Raw genomic sequence first — 14,611 nt, 5'->3', positions numbered from 1 at the left:
TGAACACCAGCTTCCGGGAGATCCGAGCGAACGCGCGCATCATCGTGTTCCTGAGCGTCGCCCTGGTGATCGCGACGGCGGTGGCCGTGTCGTGGACGGCACGGGCGCTGGGCATGGACTCCCACGCGGCGGCCGTGTTGGGCGCCGTGCTGTCCCCCACCGACGCCGCCGCCGTGGCCGGTTTGGCCAAGAAGTTGCCACGCCGATCGGTCACGGTGCTGAAGGCCGAGAGTCTCATCAACGACGGCACGGCCCTGGTCCTGTTCGCCGTCACAGTCCACGTCGCGATCGGCGGCGCGCAAATCACCCCGATCGACCTGGTTGGTCGGTTCGTCGGTTCCTACCTGGGCGGCATCGCCGCGGGACTTCTGGTCGGCGGAGCGGTTACCCTGCTGCGCAAGAGAATTGACGCGCCCCAGGAGGAAGGGGCACTGAGCCTGCTGACGCCGTTTGCGGCGTTCTTGCTGGCGCAGAGCATGGATTGCAGCGGGGTGGTCGCGGTCATGGTCGCGGCATTGATGCTCGCCTACGCCGGGCCGGTGGTGATCCGCGCGCGATCTCGCCTGCAGGCCTACGCGTTCTGGGACAGCGCGACCTTCCTGCTCAACGGCTCGTTGTGGGTGTTCGTCGGAGTTCAGATACCGGGGGCGCTGCGGGGCATCGCCGGCGTGGACGGCGGGATTCGGCACGCCCTGTACATTGCGCTCGCCGTCACCGTCGTGGTGATTCTGTCGCGAATCTTCTGGGGCGAGATCACCGTGCTGTTGATCCGGCTGATCGACCGCCGGGAGGCGCAGCGGGAACGGCGCGTCGACTGGCGTCAGCGTTTCGTCACCGCCTGGGCGGGATTCCGCGGGGCGGTGTCGCTCGCCGCCGCGCTGGCCGTGCCGACGACCACACTCAGCGGCGCGCCATTCCCCGACCGCAGCCTGCTCATCTTCATCGTGGTGGTCGTCATCCTCGTGACGGTCCTCGTCCAGGGCACCACGCTGCCCGCAGTCGTGCGCTGGGCGAAGATGCCCGAAGACGTGGCCCACGCCGAGGAATTGCAGCTGGCTCGCACCCGCGGCGCTCGGGCCGCCCTCGACGCGTTGCCGACGGTCGCCGACGAGGTCGGCATCAGCGACGACCTCCGCAGGCGGCTGCAAAAGGAATACGAAGAAAAGGCCGCGCTGGCCCTCGCCACCGAAAACGACTCGACGAACAGCCACCTGGTCAAGAAGAAGGATCTCGTCCGTAGGGTTCGGCTGGGCATGCTCGAAAGCAAGCGCCGCGAGATCACCGCGCTGCGCAACGAGAACCTCATCGACGACATCGTCCTGCGCGAGCTGCAGAACGAGATGGACCTCGAGGAAGTGCAGCTGCTCGACGCCGCCGACAACGAGTAGGGCCCGTCGGTCGTCGACCGTACAGTCGGCTCCATGTTGCAGACGGTGGCGATCCGCGGCTATCGCTCGCTGCGTGAGCTGATCCTGCCGCTCAGTCGGCTCTCGGTGGTCACCGGCGCCAACGGCGCCGGCAAGTCCTCGCTGTACCGCGCGTTGCGGTTGCTGGCCGATTGCGGCCGCGGCGAGGTCATCGCCTCGCTCGCCCGCGAGGGAGGGCTGCAGTCCGCACTGTGGGCCGGGCCCGAGGAGCTCAAGGGCGCGCGCCGGACCGGCAGGGCCGAGGGCACCGTGCGCACCCGGCCCGTCTCCCTCGAATTGGGCTTCGCCTCAGACGATTTCGGCTATCTGGTCGATCTCGGCATGCCGCAGATGGCCGGGCCGAAGTCGGCCTTCGGCCGCGATCCCGAGATCAAGCGGGAAGCGTTGTTCGCCGGGCCGGTGCTGCGGCCCAGCGCGACGCTCGTGCGCCGGACCCGCGATTTCGCCGAGGTGAGCGCGGATTCGGGCCGCGGATTCGACGAGTTGTCCCGCTCGTTGCCGACGTACCGCAGCGTGCTGGCCGAGTACGCCCACCCGCATGCGCTGCCCGAGCTTGCGGCCGTGCGCGAGCGGCTGCGCGGCTGGCGGTTCTACGACGGCTTCCGCGTCGACGCGGGGGCGCCGGCCCGGCACCCGCAGGTGGGAACGCGCACCCCGGTGCTCTCCGATGACGGCAGCGATTTGGCCGCCGCGATCCAGACGATCATCGAGGCGGGTTTCGACGACCTGAGCCGCGCCGTCGAGGACGCCTTCGACGGCGCGACGGTGTCGGTCGCGGTTCATGACGGGCTTTTCGACCTGCAGCTGCGGCAGCGCGGCATGCTGCGGCCGCTGCGGTCCGCCGAATTATCCGATGGCACACTGCGATTCCTGCTCTGGGCCGCCGCTTTGTTGAGCCCGCAGGCGCCGTCGCTGATGGTGCTCAACGAACCGGAGACCTCGCTGCATCCGGACCTGGTGCGTCCGCTCGCGGGCCTGATCCGCACCGCCGCCGCGCGGACGCAGGTCCTGGTGGTCACCCATTCCCGTGCGCTGCTGGAAGCCACCGGCGACGACGCCGTGGAGATCGAGCTCTACAAGGAGTGGGGCGAGACACGGGTCACCGGTCAGGGGCTGCTGACCACGCCGCCGTGGGACTGGGGCAAGCGCTAACGACCAACAGGCGCGCCCGTGTTTACGAATGCATCGCGGGCGCGTACGAGATGCCGATGATCGTGCCCTCGATGGACTGCAGTCGAGCGACAGTTTGTCCCCACGGCTCGGTGTGTGCGTCGTGCAGCAGAGTGAAGCCCTTCTGTGTCAACTCGTTCGCCGCGACCTGGACGGTGTCGGCGTCCGCGACCTCGAATTCGATGCTGGCCTGGGGCACCGGCCGCTCAGCTGGCCAGTCAGGCGTGCCAAAGCAGGCTTGCGCAGCCTGCGCCAGCGGCCAGACGCCGAAGGAGTTGCACCCGTCGATGCTTTCACTGTGGAGATAGCCGTCGGCTTCCGCGGTCAGGGGCAGGCCAAGCGTGTCCGCGTAGAACCGTCGGCTGACCGCCGGCTCTGGGGTGATCACTGCAACGCTCGTGATGAATTGCACTTCCATGGCTTCACCTTTCAACGCGTTCGGTCGTGGCATAGGTGTGCACAACCCAGGCTAGACGCGCATATCCAAATGTTGCCCATCAGGCAATCTTGCCTACCGGGCAAGTTTTGCGTACTTTTGGGGACATGACCGAACAGTCGGGCGGGTTGCGGGAGCGCAAGAAGGCCGACACCCGCCGTGCCCTCAGCGACGCCGCGCTCAACCTCGCCTTCGAACGCGGGCTGGACAACGTGACGCGCGAGGACATCGCCAACCTGGCCGGAGTCTCGTTGCGCACCTTCAACAACTATTTCGGCGGCAAGTACGAGGCGCTCGCCTACCGGCAGACCGAGCGCATGCGCCGCAGCGTTGCCGCGCTGCGGCAACGCCCGGCCGACGAGCCGCTGTGGACGTCAATCACGCATGTCGTGCTCCAATCCTTGGAGGAAGACTTCGACGACAGGTACGGAGAAGAGAACCTGGTGCCGAGCCGTCAGGAACTCGTCGAAGTGCGAAAAATGCTGATGAACCCTCAGGTGCGTAATGCGTTGCCGCAGGACCTTTTCGACGAGTGGCTCGCGGTGATCGCCGAACGCACCGGCACCGATCCCGAGCGCGACCTGTACCCGCGGCTGGTGGTGGCGATCGTGCGCGCCGTCGGCGACGCCGCGGCCGAGGCCTACGTGCGCGCCGACCCCCCGGTCCCGATCACCGACCTGATCTGTTCCGGCTTCGCCGCCGTGAGCGCCGGCCTGCCCCAACCCGCCAAGCGCAGGGAGAAAACCCATGACTGACGAACACGCCGACATCGTCATCTCCGGTGCCGGCCCCAACGGACTGCTGCTGGCCTGCGAGCTCGCGCTGGCCGGCATCCGGCCCGTCGTGCTGGATGCCCTGCCCGGGCCCAGCTCGGAGCCGAAGGCGAATGGCCTTGTGGGGCAGGTAGTTCGGACACTCGACATGCGCGGCCTATATCAAGAGTTCACGGGCGATCCCAACCCGCCACAGCCGACCTCCGGGTGGATCTTCGCGGCCATGACCCTGGATTTCTCCGGCCTGCCCGACAACCCGATGTACGCGCTGCCCATCCAACAGCCCCGAGTGGTGCGGCTGTTGGAGAAGCGCGCCCGCGGTCTCGGCGTGGATCTGCGCTGGGGACACGAACTGACGGGTTTACGCCAGAAACCGGAAGGTGTTGCGCTGCAGGTGTCTTCGCCCGAACACGATTATCGCATCGACGCCGACTACCTGGTGGGCGCCGATGGCGGACGCAGCCTGGTGCGCAAGACGGTGGGCATCGACTTCCCCGGCACCACCCTCGACATCGTGGGCCGGCTTGCCCACGTGCACGTCCCGGACGAGTACCGCCGCGCCGATGGTGGCCTCGACATCCCCGGGTTCGGCCGGGTCGCCTTCGGTCACACGCGGTTGGACCGCGGCGGACTGATCTACGCCGAGTTCGAACCCGGTCGATCGCTGTTCGGGACCCTCGAATTCGGGCCGCCGGTCGAGGACAAACCGATGAGCGTGGCCGAACTGCTCGCAAGTGCCCGCCGAGTCCTGGGCGTCGAGGTTCCCTTCGAGGAGCCGAAAGGCCCTGGACCGCACGCCCTTCGCCGGATCAACGGCCAGAACACCCGGCATGCCGAGCATTATCGTGACGGCCGGGTCCTGTTGCTCGGCGACGCCGCCCACGTGCACAGCGCCATGGGCGGTCCCGGCCTGAACCTGGGCCTGCAAGACGCCATGAACCTGGGCTGGAAGCTGGCCGCCCATCTCAACGGCTGGGCACCACGCGGACTGCTCGACACCTACGAATCCGAACGCCACCCCGTCGGCGAGCGCGTGATGATCCACTCGCAGGCTCAGACCGCGCTCATGCTGCCAGGGCCCGAAGTCGCCGCGCTCCGGGCGCTGCTGGGTGAACTTTTCACCCTCCCTGACGTCGCCAAGCACATGGCCGCGCTGCTGGCAGGCACCGACGTGCGGTACGACGTCGGTGACGACCACCCGTTGTCGGGTTGGCCCGTGCCCGAGCTGACCCTCACCGACGGCCGACGGGTCGCCGAGTTGCTCCACGGCGCGCGCCCGGTGCTGCTCGACTTCGACGGCGGGGTGGGGGCCGCGGCGTCGGCCTGGTCCGATCGGGTGGACATCGTCACCGCGACGCTCGACGACCCGCCCGCCGCGGCGCTGCTGATCCGGCCCGATGGATACGTCGCCTGGGCGGCCAGCGAATTCGGGCCGGCCGACCAAGCCGGCCTGCACGCAGCGCTGCGGCGCTGGTTCGGGCCCGAGTCCAGCGGTTAGGGCGCGGGCCGAGCGGTTCCGGCGATGGGCTGAAAATGAGCGATTGCGGGAGCGACCCACTGCCGCAGGTAATCCCGCAGCTCGGCGCCGCAACGCGGTGGCCGCCCGGGGTCGACGATGAAGGACTGCAGAACCCTGAGCATGAATTCCACCAGGCCGTCGCGCCTGTCGTCAGTGATGCCGGCGCTGTTCCAGTCCACGTTGAACCGGTCGATGATGGAGCGCCCCAGCGCGAGCGCAACATCGGAGGTCACGCTGGCCGAGTAGGCCGCGGCCTTCTCCGGCGTGAGTAGCAGCCCGAGGTATTTGTCCTGGGGAAGCAGTTCCAGGGTGTGGGCGATGCCCTCGACCACCGCCTCGGCGGGGTCGTGAATCGGCTCCACGTGCGCCGCCAACCGGTCGAGGGCGGGACCCACTTCCGACAACGCGGTCGCGATCAACAACGCGTCCGTGCTCGGGAAATACCGGTAAACGGTTTGGCGGGTGACGCCCAGATCGCGGGCGATGTCGCTGATTTTGATGTCCGCGCCTGACTGATCTATCGCGCGGCTCGCCGCGGAAATGATTCGCGCAATGGCTTCGTCGTCGCTCGACGGCAGCGCTCCCGCCCAGCCATGTCTGCGCATCTACCGTGCCCTCACGGTGAGTATGGTCGCATGAGAACCTAACTCAGCGCGACGCCTATTTCCTCGGCAAAGACTTTGACCATGTGTTGCACACCGATCTCGTTGCGGCCGATCACCATATGGTCGTGTTGGCCCTGACGCACACCTTCGCCGCACTGCGGCAGCATCGCGAAGTCCTCGTCGCGCACCGCCGCGTGCACGGCGTCGTAGATCATGTCGTAGCCGCTTCGCTGGTCGTCGGTGGTTGCCGGGATGCGCGCCAACCAGCTGTGCCGCACGGTGCAGCGGGTGGGGGCGCCGGCGGGCAAAATATCGATGACTTCCACGCCCACGTTGCTGTTGGCCAGAATCAGGTTCGGGTAGATCCAATAGATCAGGCCCATGTTGTCCCGGACGTCCCACGATCCGCTTGGATCGGTGTCGAGGTTAACGATCCAGTTGAACGGAAAGCCGAGCCGGTGATGCTTGCCGTACTCGTCGTAGATCGCCACGTTGGGCAGGGCGTTCTGGCCAATCAGGCTGTCGCCGTGGACGAATGGGAAGTGGTATCCCTCTGCGAACGCTTCCAGTGCCCCCTTCCACGACACCTCGGAGACGAACTCGCGGTGCGCGTGATACCCGAAGGACTCGTAGTCGAGTTCGACCAGCTGTGAACGCAGCGGACCCAGGTGCGCGTCGACGTCGATGGCGCCGTCGGCGCTGAGCACCGCCCAGATGAAGCCGTACGCTTCCTGACTGGGCAACTCCATGAGCCCGTAATCGTCGGTGTCGACCCCGGCGAAGCCGGATTTGCCTGGGACGCTGAACAACTCCCCGGTGTTCTTGTACGTCCACGCGTGATAGGGGCAGGTGAAGCGAGAGGCGTTGCCCGCGCCGCATGCGGGCATGGCGCCGCGGTGACGGCAGTAGTTGAGAAACACATGACTGGCTCCCGAGCGGTCCCGGGTCACCAGCAGCGAACTGCCTAGCACCGAGCGGACTTCGAAGTCGTTCGGATTGGGCAGCTGGACACTCGGCAAGATCGCCAGCGGGGTCCGTCGCAGAATCTGCGACTCCTCGATGTCCTCGACTTTCGCGTCCCGGTAGTAGTGCAGCGGCACTCGCAGCACATCCGCGGCCAGGTCGGTCGTCTTGTCCAACACGAGCCGCAACGCCCGCCGCGTCAAATCGTCGTTGAGTTCGACCGGCCGCACGCTCTCGATCGTCACGCCTCGGACCATACACTGGAGTACATATGGATGGTCAACCCCTCGCGACTCTTCGTATCGCGGCTCGCCTCGACCCGTGCTTGGCTGGGGACATGGCCCCCACGAACCCCGGTGAGCCCGTACGCAGCGCGCAGAAGGTCGTCGACGTCTTGTCAGCGCAAGGCGTGCAGTACGTCTTCGGCGTGCCGGGCGCGAAGATCGACGCCGTCTACGACGCCCTGCTCGACGCGGGCCCGCAGCTGGTGGTGTGCCGCCACGAACAAAACGCCGCCTTCATGGCCGGGGCGATCGGTCGCCTCACCGGCATCCCCGGCGTGGTACTGGTGACCTCCGGCCCCGGGACCACCAATCTGGCCACCGGCCTGCTGACCGCCAACACCGAACAAGATCCCGTCGTCGCGCTCTGCGGTGCGGTGCGCCGCCAGGATCGGCTCAAACGTACGCATCAGTCGATGGACGCCGCCGCGATGCTCCGGACGGTCACGAAATTCACCGGCGAGGTCAACGACCCCGACAACACCGCCGAGGCCACTATCGGCGCGTTCCGCGCCGCACAGAGCGAACCGCGCGGGGGGGCCGCCGTCGTGCTGCCCGCCGATGTCCTGGCCGCCCCCACCACGGCGAGCATCCCGGGCCGACAGTCGATTCCGCCGTTGGCGGCCGCGCCCGCCGCGGCCGTCGCGACGGCGACCGAGCTGATCCGCGGTGCGCGGCGACCGGCCCTGTTGGTCGGGATGCGCGGCGCCGACCCGGACAGCTGCCTGGCGTTGCGCGCCCTGGTCGCCACGACTGGGTTGCCCGTCGTCGAGACCTTTCAGGCCGCGGGGGTGATCTCCCGCGCGTTGGAGGGCAACTTCCTCGGCCGGGTCGGACTGTTCCGCAACCAGCCCGGCGACGTCGTCCTCGGCCACGCCGACGTCCTGGTCACCATCGGATACGACTCGGTCGAATACGACCCCGTGCTGTGGAACACCGACGCCGCGCGCACCGTCGTGCACATCGACTCGGTTCCCGCCGACATCGACAACCACTACCAGCCCGCCGTGGAACTGCTGGGCAACATCGCGGCGACGCTCACCGCGCTGACCGACCAGCTGGCCGGCCTGACCCTGACGGACGACTACCAGGGCGAGATCGCCGTACAGCGAAAAGCGTTGAGCGACATCGATATCACCGCCGGTAGCGCCACGCCCGGGGGCCCGGGCCTCAACCCCGTCGCCGTCGTGCTGCGGCTGCGTGAAGAACTCGACGACACCGCTACCATTACCTGCGATGTCGGCTCGGTCTACATCTACCTAGCCCGGCATCTCCGCGTCTACGAGCCGCGGCGGCTGCTGTTCTCCAACGGGCAACAGACCTTGGGCGTGGCGCTGCCCTGGGCGATGGCCGCCTGCCTGGTGCGGCCCGGAACGCCCGTGGTGTCCGTCTCCGGCGACGGCGGGTTCCTGTTCTCCGCCCAGGAACTCGCCACCGCTGCCCACCTGGGGCTGACGTTCACCCACATCGTCTTCCGGGACAACAGTTATGACATGGTCGGCTTCCAGGAACTCCTCAAGTACGACCGAAAATCGGGTGTCGAACTGAGCGACTACGACCTGGTGTCCTACGCGGCGGCCTTCGGCGCCCGCGGCTACCGGGTCAACACGTTGGACGAGTTCACCACCGCCCTGCGCCAGGCGTTGGCCGAGGACGGGCCGTCTCTGATCGACGTGCCCGTGGACTACAGCCGGAACACCGACCTTGCCGCACAGCTGCACGACGACCCCTTCGAATAGGACCATGGACACACATATCGGCGCCTACGAGCGCTTCCGCCGTTGGGCGACAACGCTTCTCACCCACCAACGCGCGGATGATGCCGAGGTGTATCAGTTCTCGACGATCAGCGCGCTGCTCGAGGGCGTGTACGACGGCGACGTCACCGTTGCCGAGATCCTGCGCCACGGCGACTTCGGCCTGGGCACCTTCAACCACCTCGACGGCGAGATGGTCGTTCTCGACGGCGTCTGTTATCGGTTGCGCGCCGACGGCACCGCCAGCCGGGCCGCGCCGACCGATCGCAGCCCCTTCGCGGCGGTCACCCGGTTCCACAGCGACTTCGAGATCGCGATCCAGGCCCGCACCGGCCGCGCTGATGTGACGGCCGCGATCGACCGTGAAATCAAAAGCGCCAACCTGATTTACGCGATCCGGATCACCGGGCACTTCGCCGAACTGCACACCCGCACCGTGATGGCGCAGCAGCCGCCCTACCCGCCGCTGACCGACGCCACCGAAGAGCAGGCCGAGACCGTGTTCACCGACGTGTCGGGCACGGTGGTCGGATTCCGCACGCCCGACTTCGAGCAGGGCATCTCGGTCGCCGGTTATCACCTGCACTTCCTCAACAGCGAACGCACCGGCGGGGGCCACATCCTCGATTTCACACTCGAACGCGGAGAGGTCGCGGTCAGTGGGGCTTCGCAGCTGCATCTGAGCCTCCCGACTTCAGGCGACTTCCTCGGCGCGCGGCTTTCCGGCGCCGACGTCGACGAACGGATCAACAAAGCCGAGGGCCCCAAGGGCTAGCCGGTTCGGCGGAATTCATGGACTGTTCAGGTCAGCGCCAAGTCCACATTGTTGAATGCACACGCGCACCGCGTGTCCTCACGTTATGCGCGTTGTACAGGTCGCCAACTTCTATGGCCCTCGCTCCGGCGGCCTTCGCACCGCGGTGGACCGGCTGGGCGCCGAATATTGCGCCGGCGGGCACGAGGTGTTCCTGATCGTTCCCGGCCAACGCGCCGAACGCAGCCGACTGCACACCGGTGTGGTGCGAATCACCCTGCCCGCCCGGCTGATTCCCCTCACCGGCGGCTATCGCGCGGTGCTGCCCGGGCCGGTCAAGGCGCTACTGGAGGCGTTGCGGCCCGACGCCCTAGAGGTCTCCGACCGGTTGACGCTGCGGTCACTGGGGCGATGGGGGCGCGACCACGGCGCCACGACGGTCATGATTTCCCACGAACGGCTGGATCGGCTTGTGGGACAAATCCTTCCGCGCCGCGCCGCGGTGAAATTCGCCGACCTGGCCAACGCGCGCACCGCGGCCGATTACGACACGGTGGTGTGCACCACCGGTTTCGCACGCGAGGAATTCGACCGCATCGGCGCGACGAATACCGTGACGGTCCCGCTGGGCGTGGATCTGCAGACCTTCCACCCGCGCCGGCACTCGTACCTGGTGCGGCGGCGCTGGGCCGACCCGGCCCAGCTGTTGGTGGTCCATTGCGGCCGGCTGTCGGTGGAAAAGCGGGTCGACCGCAGCATCGACGCGATTGGCGAGTTACGCCACGCCGGGGTCGATGCCCGGCTCGTCGTCGTCGGCGAGGGGCCGTTGCGGGCCAGACTGGAGCGGCAGGCCGCGCGCCTACCGGTGGACTTCACCGGTTTCGTCTCCGATCGATACACGGTGGCCGGGCTGCTGGCGTCGGCCGACGTGACGCTGGCGCCCGGGCCGCACGAGACCTTCGGGCTGGCCGCGCTGGAGTCGCTGGCCTGCGGGACACCGGCGGTGGTTTCGCGCACCTCGGCGTTGACGGAGATCATCACCGCGGACAGCGGCGCTTCGGCGGACAACCACCCGGCCGCCATCGCGCGGGCGGTCAGCGCCATCACCAGCCGCCCCGAGCACCATCGCCGAGTCTCCGCACGACGCCGTGCCGAGGACTTCACCTGGCACCGGGCGGCGACGGGCATGCTGGCCACATTGGGGGCGCCGGCACTGCACGATGACCCCGACGACGCCGAGCACACGGCTTAACTATCCCCGGAACGCTCCGGCTTCCAGCCGACGTACGTCAGGTACAGCCCGGCGGAGGCGAGGCAACCGAACAACACCCAGATCGCCGCGGACATGCCCGAGGTGTAGATCGCATCTCCGGCCGCGTCGTAGGCGCGGGGCACGGTCAACAACAGCACGCCGCGGATCACGAAAAACCAGCCCACACCCGACACAATGACGGCCGCCAGGCTGCGCCAATACTGGTGAAACGCGATGATGAAGATCCCGCCCATCAGCAGAATCGCCCCATAAAGCCAGGGCCACATGGGATTTGCCTTGAACTCCGTGAACAGCTCCCGCATGTACGAGCCGCGGACGGCGACGGTGATCGGCACGATCGTGAGGTAGGGCCCCAGCACGCGGGCGAACATGCGGGTACGGGTCTGCGATTGCTCGGGGGTGCTCATTTGCCGCTGAACTCCTCAAAAGTCGGAGGCAGCCCACGATCCGGGCGGATACGGCGGAACCACGCCGGCGAGGGCGCCATCGGTGAGCTTGCACAGGGTGTCGGAAATCGTTCCGGCGTTGGCCAATACCTTTACGTCGCTTCCCGGCGCGACGCGCGCAATCACCGCCTGCCAGAAGTAACCGACGCCGCCGTGTTCGTACCAGACGAACCAGTCGGCGTCGCGATTGCCGGCGCGAATCAGCCGGCGGAACGGCAACGTCGGATCGCTGACAGCGTCGGTCGCGTTGAACGGCGCGCCGATGTCGGCGATGGGCGGCAGAAGCTTGGTCAGCTCGGGCGGCAGTTGGGACAGGTGCTGCACTTCTCGGACCGGTGTCGTCAACGCGCACTGGGTGTTTGGTGTCGCTTCCGCGGGCACGGCCGTCACCAGAGCCAACGCGGCTGCCAGACAACCGCTGAACCAAATATCAATGCGCGCCACGACCTGCTCCATCTGCTTGCCGCTCACCCCGACGCTACGCCACCGTTTGCTGATGAGAAACGACTTTGCGCGGCCGCTAGGCTCTGTGCTGACGATCAGGGAGGTGAATCGGTGAGAGCCCGGAACCAGGTGTTGATCACTGTCGCGGAGTTGGCGGGCCTCCTGGAGTCCGGTGATCCGGTAACCATCCTCGACGTGCGGTGGCGCCTCGACGAGCCCGACGGGCGGCCGGCCTACCTGGACGGCCACCTACCGGGCGCGGTGTACGCGTCCCTCGAAGACGAACTCAGCGATCACACGATCGCCGGACGCGGCCGTCACCCGCTACCTTCGGGAAGCGATCTGCAGGTCGCAGCCCGCCGGTGGGGAATCCGGGACGACGTGCCGGTGGTGGTTTACGACGACTGGAATCGCGCAGGTTCGGCGCGCGCCTGGTGGGTGTTGACGGCGGCCGGCCTGCCCGACGTCCGCATCCTCGACGGCGGCCTGGCCGCCTGGCGATCGGCCGGGTGCAGCCTCCAAACCGGGGAGGTGACACCGCAGCCCGGGAATGTGACTGTGCCGCACAATGATCTGTATGCCGGAGGCCGACCCACCCTGACCGTCGAGGACGCCGGTGACGGCGCCGTCACGTTGCTCGACGCGCGTGCGCCCGAACGCTTCCGCGGGGAGGTCGAACCGCTCGACCCCGCCGCCGGGCACATCCCCGGCGCCACGAACCTGCCCAGCACCGCCGTCCTGGCGGCCGACGGCACCTTCGTCGGCGTCGACGCGCTCGATCAGCTTCTGGCCGAACGCGGCGTCGACCACGCCGGCCCGTTGGGCGCCTACTGCGGGTCGGGCGTGACCGCCAGCGTCACGATCGCCGCGCTCGCGGCGCGTGGTCGGGAGGCGGCGCTGTTTCCCGGTTCGTGGTCCGAGTGGTGTTCGGACCCCGCCCGCCCCGTCGCCCGCGGTCCCGAGTAACGGTCACACACCGCCCCAGCTCTGCAGGAAGGCGGCGGTCACCCGGGCGGCGTTATTCGCCGCGATCCGCTTGTAGCAGAAGAACTGAAACGGAAAGCCCGGCAGGTGAAGCGGATCGCCCGGCCCGTCCGTAATCCCCCGAATGCCCAGGAACGGGACACCGTGCGCATCGGCGACGGCCTGCGCCGCCGCGGTCTCCATGTCGGTCGCATCGAAGGCCGGGTCCGACGTCGAGACGATGTTCAGATTGCTGATCAGAGCGCTTCTGAGCCAGCGACCGGCCGCCTGCCGGAAATTGCCCGTGTACCGCAGCGACCGGTCGGGCGCGCGGCGGGGCTGGCAGCCGAAAACGTCGCCGCCGTTCGGGATACAGGGAAACGCCACGCCGTTGTTGTTGTCCCAACTGCAACCGTCGCCACCGACGACGATTCGCGGCCGGCGTCCCAGATCGATCCTCCGGGTGACGCTTTCCAATGCGACGGAGAGTTTCTCGGCCGCGGCCAGCATGCCCGGATCAACCGGGCGAAACGTCGTGCCGTCGTCCAATGTCCAGCGCGCAGGTACGGCCACGTCCGCGATGCTGGTGCGCGCCGCCCCGCCGGCGACACCCGAAAACACCACCGCGCCAATCTCGAGGCGGGCCAGGGCAGCCTCGGTGGTGTCGACGGCGTTCACCAATCCGATCCCTGTCATCGCCACGATCACCTTCTTGCCGGCGATCGAGCCGAGGTAGAAGTGCCGACGGTCGACGATCACCACCGGTTCGGGATCGAGCGTCGTGTGCGATAGCACCGCGTCTGCTTCGGCCGGAAAGGCCGACAGCACCAGCGTGCGCCCTTCGCCGTCACCCGCGACACCCACCGCACCAGTAAACGCCACGTTGACCGCGGCCGGACACGGCGGCTTTGCTGATTCCGGCCCTTCGCGCGCGGACCGGGGGTTAGTCTCAGCGGCGTTGCAGGCAACCCGGGGGCGCGCCACAGAGGAGCACGTTCATGCTCGAAGTGATCGAAAGGACGCCGCCCCGCGAATCCCACAAGCCGCCGGTACTATTCGTCCACGGCGCGTGGCACGGCGCCTGGTGTTGGGACGAGCATTTCCTGGACTTCTTCGCGGACAAGGGCCACCGCGCGTTGGCGCTGAGCCTTCGCGGTCACGGAAAGAGCCCGGCTCTGAAGTCGATGCGGTTCTGTTCGATCGCGGACTTCGTTGCCGACGTCGCCACGGTCGCGGACGGCTTGCCCGAACCACCGGTGATCGTCGGCCATTCGATGGGCGGCTTCGTCGTCCAGAAGTACCTGGAGTCGCACGACGCTGCGGCGGCCGTGCTGCTGGCGTCGGTACCCCCGAACGGCATCCGCGGATTCTTGGCGCGCAGGTTCAAGCGGCACCCGTGGTACACCGCCACCGGCCTGGCCAGGACCAGGTCGCTGCGCGGTGTCGGCGGCACACCGGAATTGGCCCGCGAGACCTTCTTCTCGCAGTCGCACTCTGGAGCCGACGTGGCGCGCTATACCGCCGAACTCTGCGAGGAGTACGCCCTCAAGATCGCGCTCGACATGTTGTGGCTCGACAGACCCAGGCCACACCTGGTGAGCACACCGCTGTTGGTGTTGGGAGCCGAAGACGACGTGTGCTTCACGACGCGAGAAGTCCGGGCGACCGCGGCCGCCTACGACACCGAAGCGGAAATCTTCCCTAAGATGAGCCACGACATGATGCTCGACCCCGGGTGGCGCGCCGTCGCCGAGAGAATCCACGCCTGGCTCGAAACGTGCGTGCCCGCAAGATGACTGC

The 14,611-nt window shown here is 67.8% G+C and carries 15 protein-coding genes; 9 read left to right on the top strand and 6 right to left on the bottom strand.

What is annotated here, in order from left to right; genetic code table 11:
• Window positions 1-1,388, top strand: a 1,388-nt coding sequence (locus A5709_RS23810; RefSeq protein WP_068122917.1) for a Na+/H+ antiporter, incomplete at its 5' end; no start/stop codon positions are given.
• A 33-nt stretch (window positions 1,389-1,421) separates the two neighbouring features.
• Window positions 1,422-2,579 carry an AAA family ATPase gene (locus A5709_RS23805; RefSeq protein WP_068122912.1) on the top strand — a complete coding sequence of 386 codons (1,158 nt, stop codon included), beginning with the start codon at window positions 1,422-1,424 and terminating at the stop codon, window positions 2,577-2,579.
• A gap of 22 nt (window positions 2,580-2,601) precedes the next feature.
• On the opposite strand, the gene A5709_RS23800 is transcribed toward A5709_RS23805, so the two are convergent.
• Window positions 2,602-3,015, bottom strand: coding sequence for a VOC family protein (locus A5709_RS23800; RefSeq protein WP_067950076.1), 414 nt, complete (start codon window positions 3,013-3,015; stop codon window positions 2,602-2,604).
• A 125-nt stretch (window positions 3,016-3,140) separates the two neighbouring features.
• On the opposite strand from A5709_RS23800, the gene A5709_RS23795 reads away from it, so the two are divergent.
• Together A5709_RS23795 and A5709_RS23790 are read left to right on the top strand one after the other, a co-directional pair.
• Entirely contained in the window at window positions 3,141-3,788 is a 648-nt protein-coding gene (locus A5709_RS23795; RefSeq protein ID WP_068122909.1) for a TetR/AcrR family transcriptional regulator, read from the top strand.
• A complete protein-coding gene (locus tag A5709_RS23790) occupies window positions 3,781-5,304 on the top strand; it encodes an FAD-dependent monooxygenase (protein WP_068122906.1) in 1,524 nt (507 codons plus the stop codon). The genes A5709_RS23795 and A5709_RS23790 overlap by 8 nt, the downstream gene beginning before the upstream one ends.
• Here A5709_RS23790 and A5709_RS23785 read toward each other — a convergent pair.
• Window positions 5,301-5,930 (bottom strand): TetR/AcrR family transcriptional regulator, encoded by a 630-nt coding sequence (locus tag A5709_RS23785; protein ID WP_068007751.1) that lies wholly within the window; start codon window positions 5,928-5,930, stop codon window positions 5,301-5,303. The two genes, A5709_RS23790 and A5709_RS23785, sit on opposite strands and share 4 nt — an antisense overlap.
• A 38-nt stretch (window positions 5,931-5,968) precedes the next feature.
• Window positions 5,969-7,150 carry an aromatic ring-hydroxylating dioxygenase subunit alpha gene (locus A5709_RS23780; protein ID WP_068007754.1) on the bottom strand — a complete coding sequence of 394 codons (1,182 nt, stop codon included), beginning with the start codon at window positions 7,148-7,150 and terminating at the stop codon, window positions 5,969-5,971.
• A gap of 80 nt (window positions 7,151-7,230) precedes the next feature.
• On the opposite strand from A5709_RS23780, the gene alsS reads away from it, so the two are divergent.
• The 3 genes from alsS (at window position 7,231) to A5709_RS23765 (ending at window position 10,937) form a co-directional block, all read left to right on the top strand.
• Window positions 7,231-8,913, top strand: coding sequence for an acetolactate synthase AlsS (gene alsS, locus A5709_RS23775; RefSeq protein ID WP_068122904.1), 1,683 nt, complete (start codon window positions 7,231-7,233; stop codon window positions 8,911-8,913).
• A 4-nt stretch (window positions 8,914-8,917) separates the two neighbouring features.
• Window positions 8,918-9,706, top strand: a complete 789-nt coding sequence (gene budA / locus A5709_RS23770) for an acetolactate decarboxylase (protein WP_068122901.1) — start codon at window positions 8,918-8,920, stop codon at window positions 9,704-9,706.
• Between the two features lie 85 nt (window positions 9,707-9,791).
• Window positions 9,792-10,937, top strand: coding sequence for a glycosyltransferase (locus tag A5709_RS23765; protein ID WP_067947897.1), 1,146 nt, complete (start codon window positions 9,792-9,794; stop codon window positions 10,935-10,937).
• Here A5709_RS23765 and A5709_RS23760 read toward each other — a convergent pair.
• The gene (locus A5709_RS23760; RefSeq protein ID WP_067947900.1) at window positions 10,934-11,365 is read right to left on the bottom strand and encodes a hypothetical protein; all 432 of its coding nucleotides are present in this window, start codon (window positions 11,363-11,365) and stop codon (window positions 10,934-10,936) included. The genes A5709_RS23765 and A5709_RS23760 overlap by 4 nt on opposite strands.
• Window positions 11,366-11,380: 15 nt before the next feature.
• Window positions 11,381-11,875, bottom strand: a complete 495-nt coding sequence (locus A5709_RS23755) for a hypothetical protein (RefSeq protein ID WP_231987053.1) — start codon at window positions 11,873-11,875, stop codon at window positions 11,381-11,383.
• 84 nt (window positions 11,876-11,959) lie between these two features.
• Here A5709_RS23755 and A5709_RS23750 point away from each other — a divergent pair, with 84 nt between their 5' ends.
• Window positions 11,960-12,814, top strand: a complete 855-nt coding sequence (locus A5709_RS23750; protein WP_068122898.1) for a sulfurtransferase — start codon at window positions 11,960-11,962, stop codon at window positions 12,812-12,814.
• Window positions 12,815-12,817: 3 nt separating this feature from the next.
• Here A5709_RS23750 and A5709_RS27795 read toward each other — a convergent pair whose 3' ends face one another.
• On the bottom strand, window positions 12,818-13,795 hold the full coding sequence (locus tag A5709_RS27795; protein ID WP_231987052.1) for a hypothetical protein: 978 nt from the start codon (window positions 13,793-13,795) through the stop codon (window positions 12,818-12,820).
• 14 nt (window positions 13,796-13,809) lie between these two features.
• On the opposite strand from A5709_RS27795, the gene A5709_RS23740 reads away from it, so the two are divergent.
• Window positions 13,810-14,607, top strand: coding sequence for an alpha/beta hydrolase (locus tag A5709_RS23740; protein ID WP_067947904.1), 798 nt, complete (start codon window positions 13,810-13,812; stop codon window positions 14,605-14,607).
• Window positions 14,608-14,611 lie beyond the last annotated feature (4 nt).

It is taken from the genome of Mycobacterium sp. E1386 (assembly GCF_001672745.1).
In the GTDB taxonomy this organism is placed as follows: Bacteria; Actinomycetota; Actinomycetes; order Mycobacteriales; family Mycobacteriaceae; genus Mycobacterium.
This window is presented reverse-complemented; position numbering and strand designations above follow the sequence as displayed.

Bases quoted from the DNA above. Each gene is read 5' to 3' on its own strand.
- A5709_RS23805 (WP_068122912.1), top strand. From the start codon at position 1,422: ATGTTGCAGACGGTGGCGATCCGCGGCTATCGCTCGCTGCGTGAGCTG.
- A5709_RS23800 (WP_067950076.1), bottom strand. From the start codon at position 3,015: ATGGAAGTGCAATTCATCACGAGCGTTGCAGTGATCACCCCAGAGCCG.
- A5709_RS23795 (WP_068122909.1), top strand. From the start codon at position 3,141: ATGACCGAACAGTCGGGCGGGTTGCGGGAGCGCAAGAAGGCCGACACC.
- A5709_RS23790 (WP_068122906.1), top strand. From the start codon at position 3,781: ATGACTGACGAACACGCCGACATCGTCATCTCCGGTGCCGGCCCCAAC.
- A5709_RS23785 (WP_068007751.1), bottom strand. From the start codon at position 5,930: ATGCGCAGACATGGCTGGGCGGGAGCGCTGCCGTCGAGCGACGACGAA.
- A5709_RS23780 (WP_068007754.1), bottom strand. From the start codon at position 7,150: ATGGTCCGAGGCGTGACGATCGAGAGCGTGCGGCCGGTCGAACTCAAC.
- alsS (WP_068122904.1), top strand. From the start codon at position 7,231: ATGGCCCCCACGAACCCCGGTGAGCCCGTACGCAGCGCGCAGAAGGTC.
- budA (WP_068122901.1), top strand. From the start codon at position 8,918: ATGGACACACATATCGGCGCCTACGAGCGCTTCCGCCGTTGGGCGACA.
- A5709_RS23765 (WP_067947897.1), top strand. From the start codon at position 9,792: ATGCGCGTTGTACAGGTCGCCAACTTCTATGGCCCTCGCTCCGGCGGC.
- A5709_RS23760 (WP_067947900.1), bottom strand. From the start codon at position 11,365: ATGAGCACCCCCGAGCAATCGCAGACCCGTACCCGCATGTTCGCCCGC.
- A5709_RS23740 (WP_067947904.1), top strand. From the start codon at position 13,810: ATGCTCGAAGTGATCGAAAGGACGCCGCCCCGCGAATCCCACAAGCCG.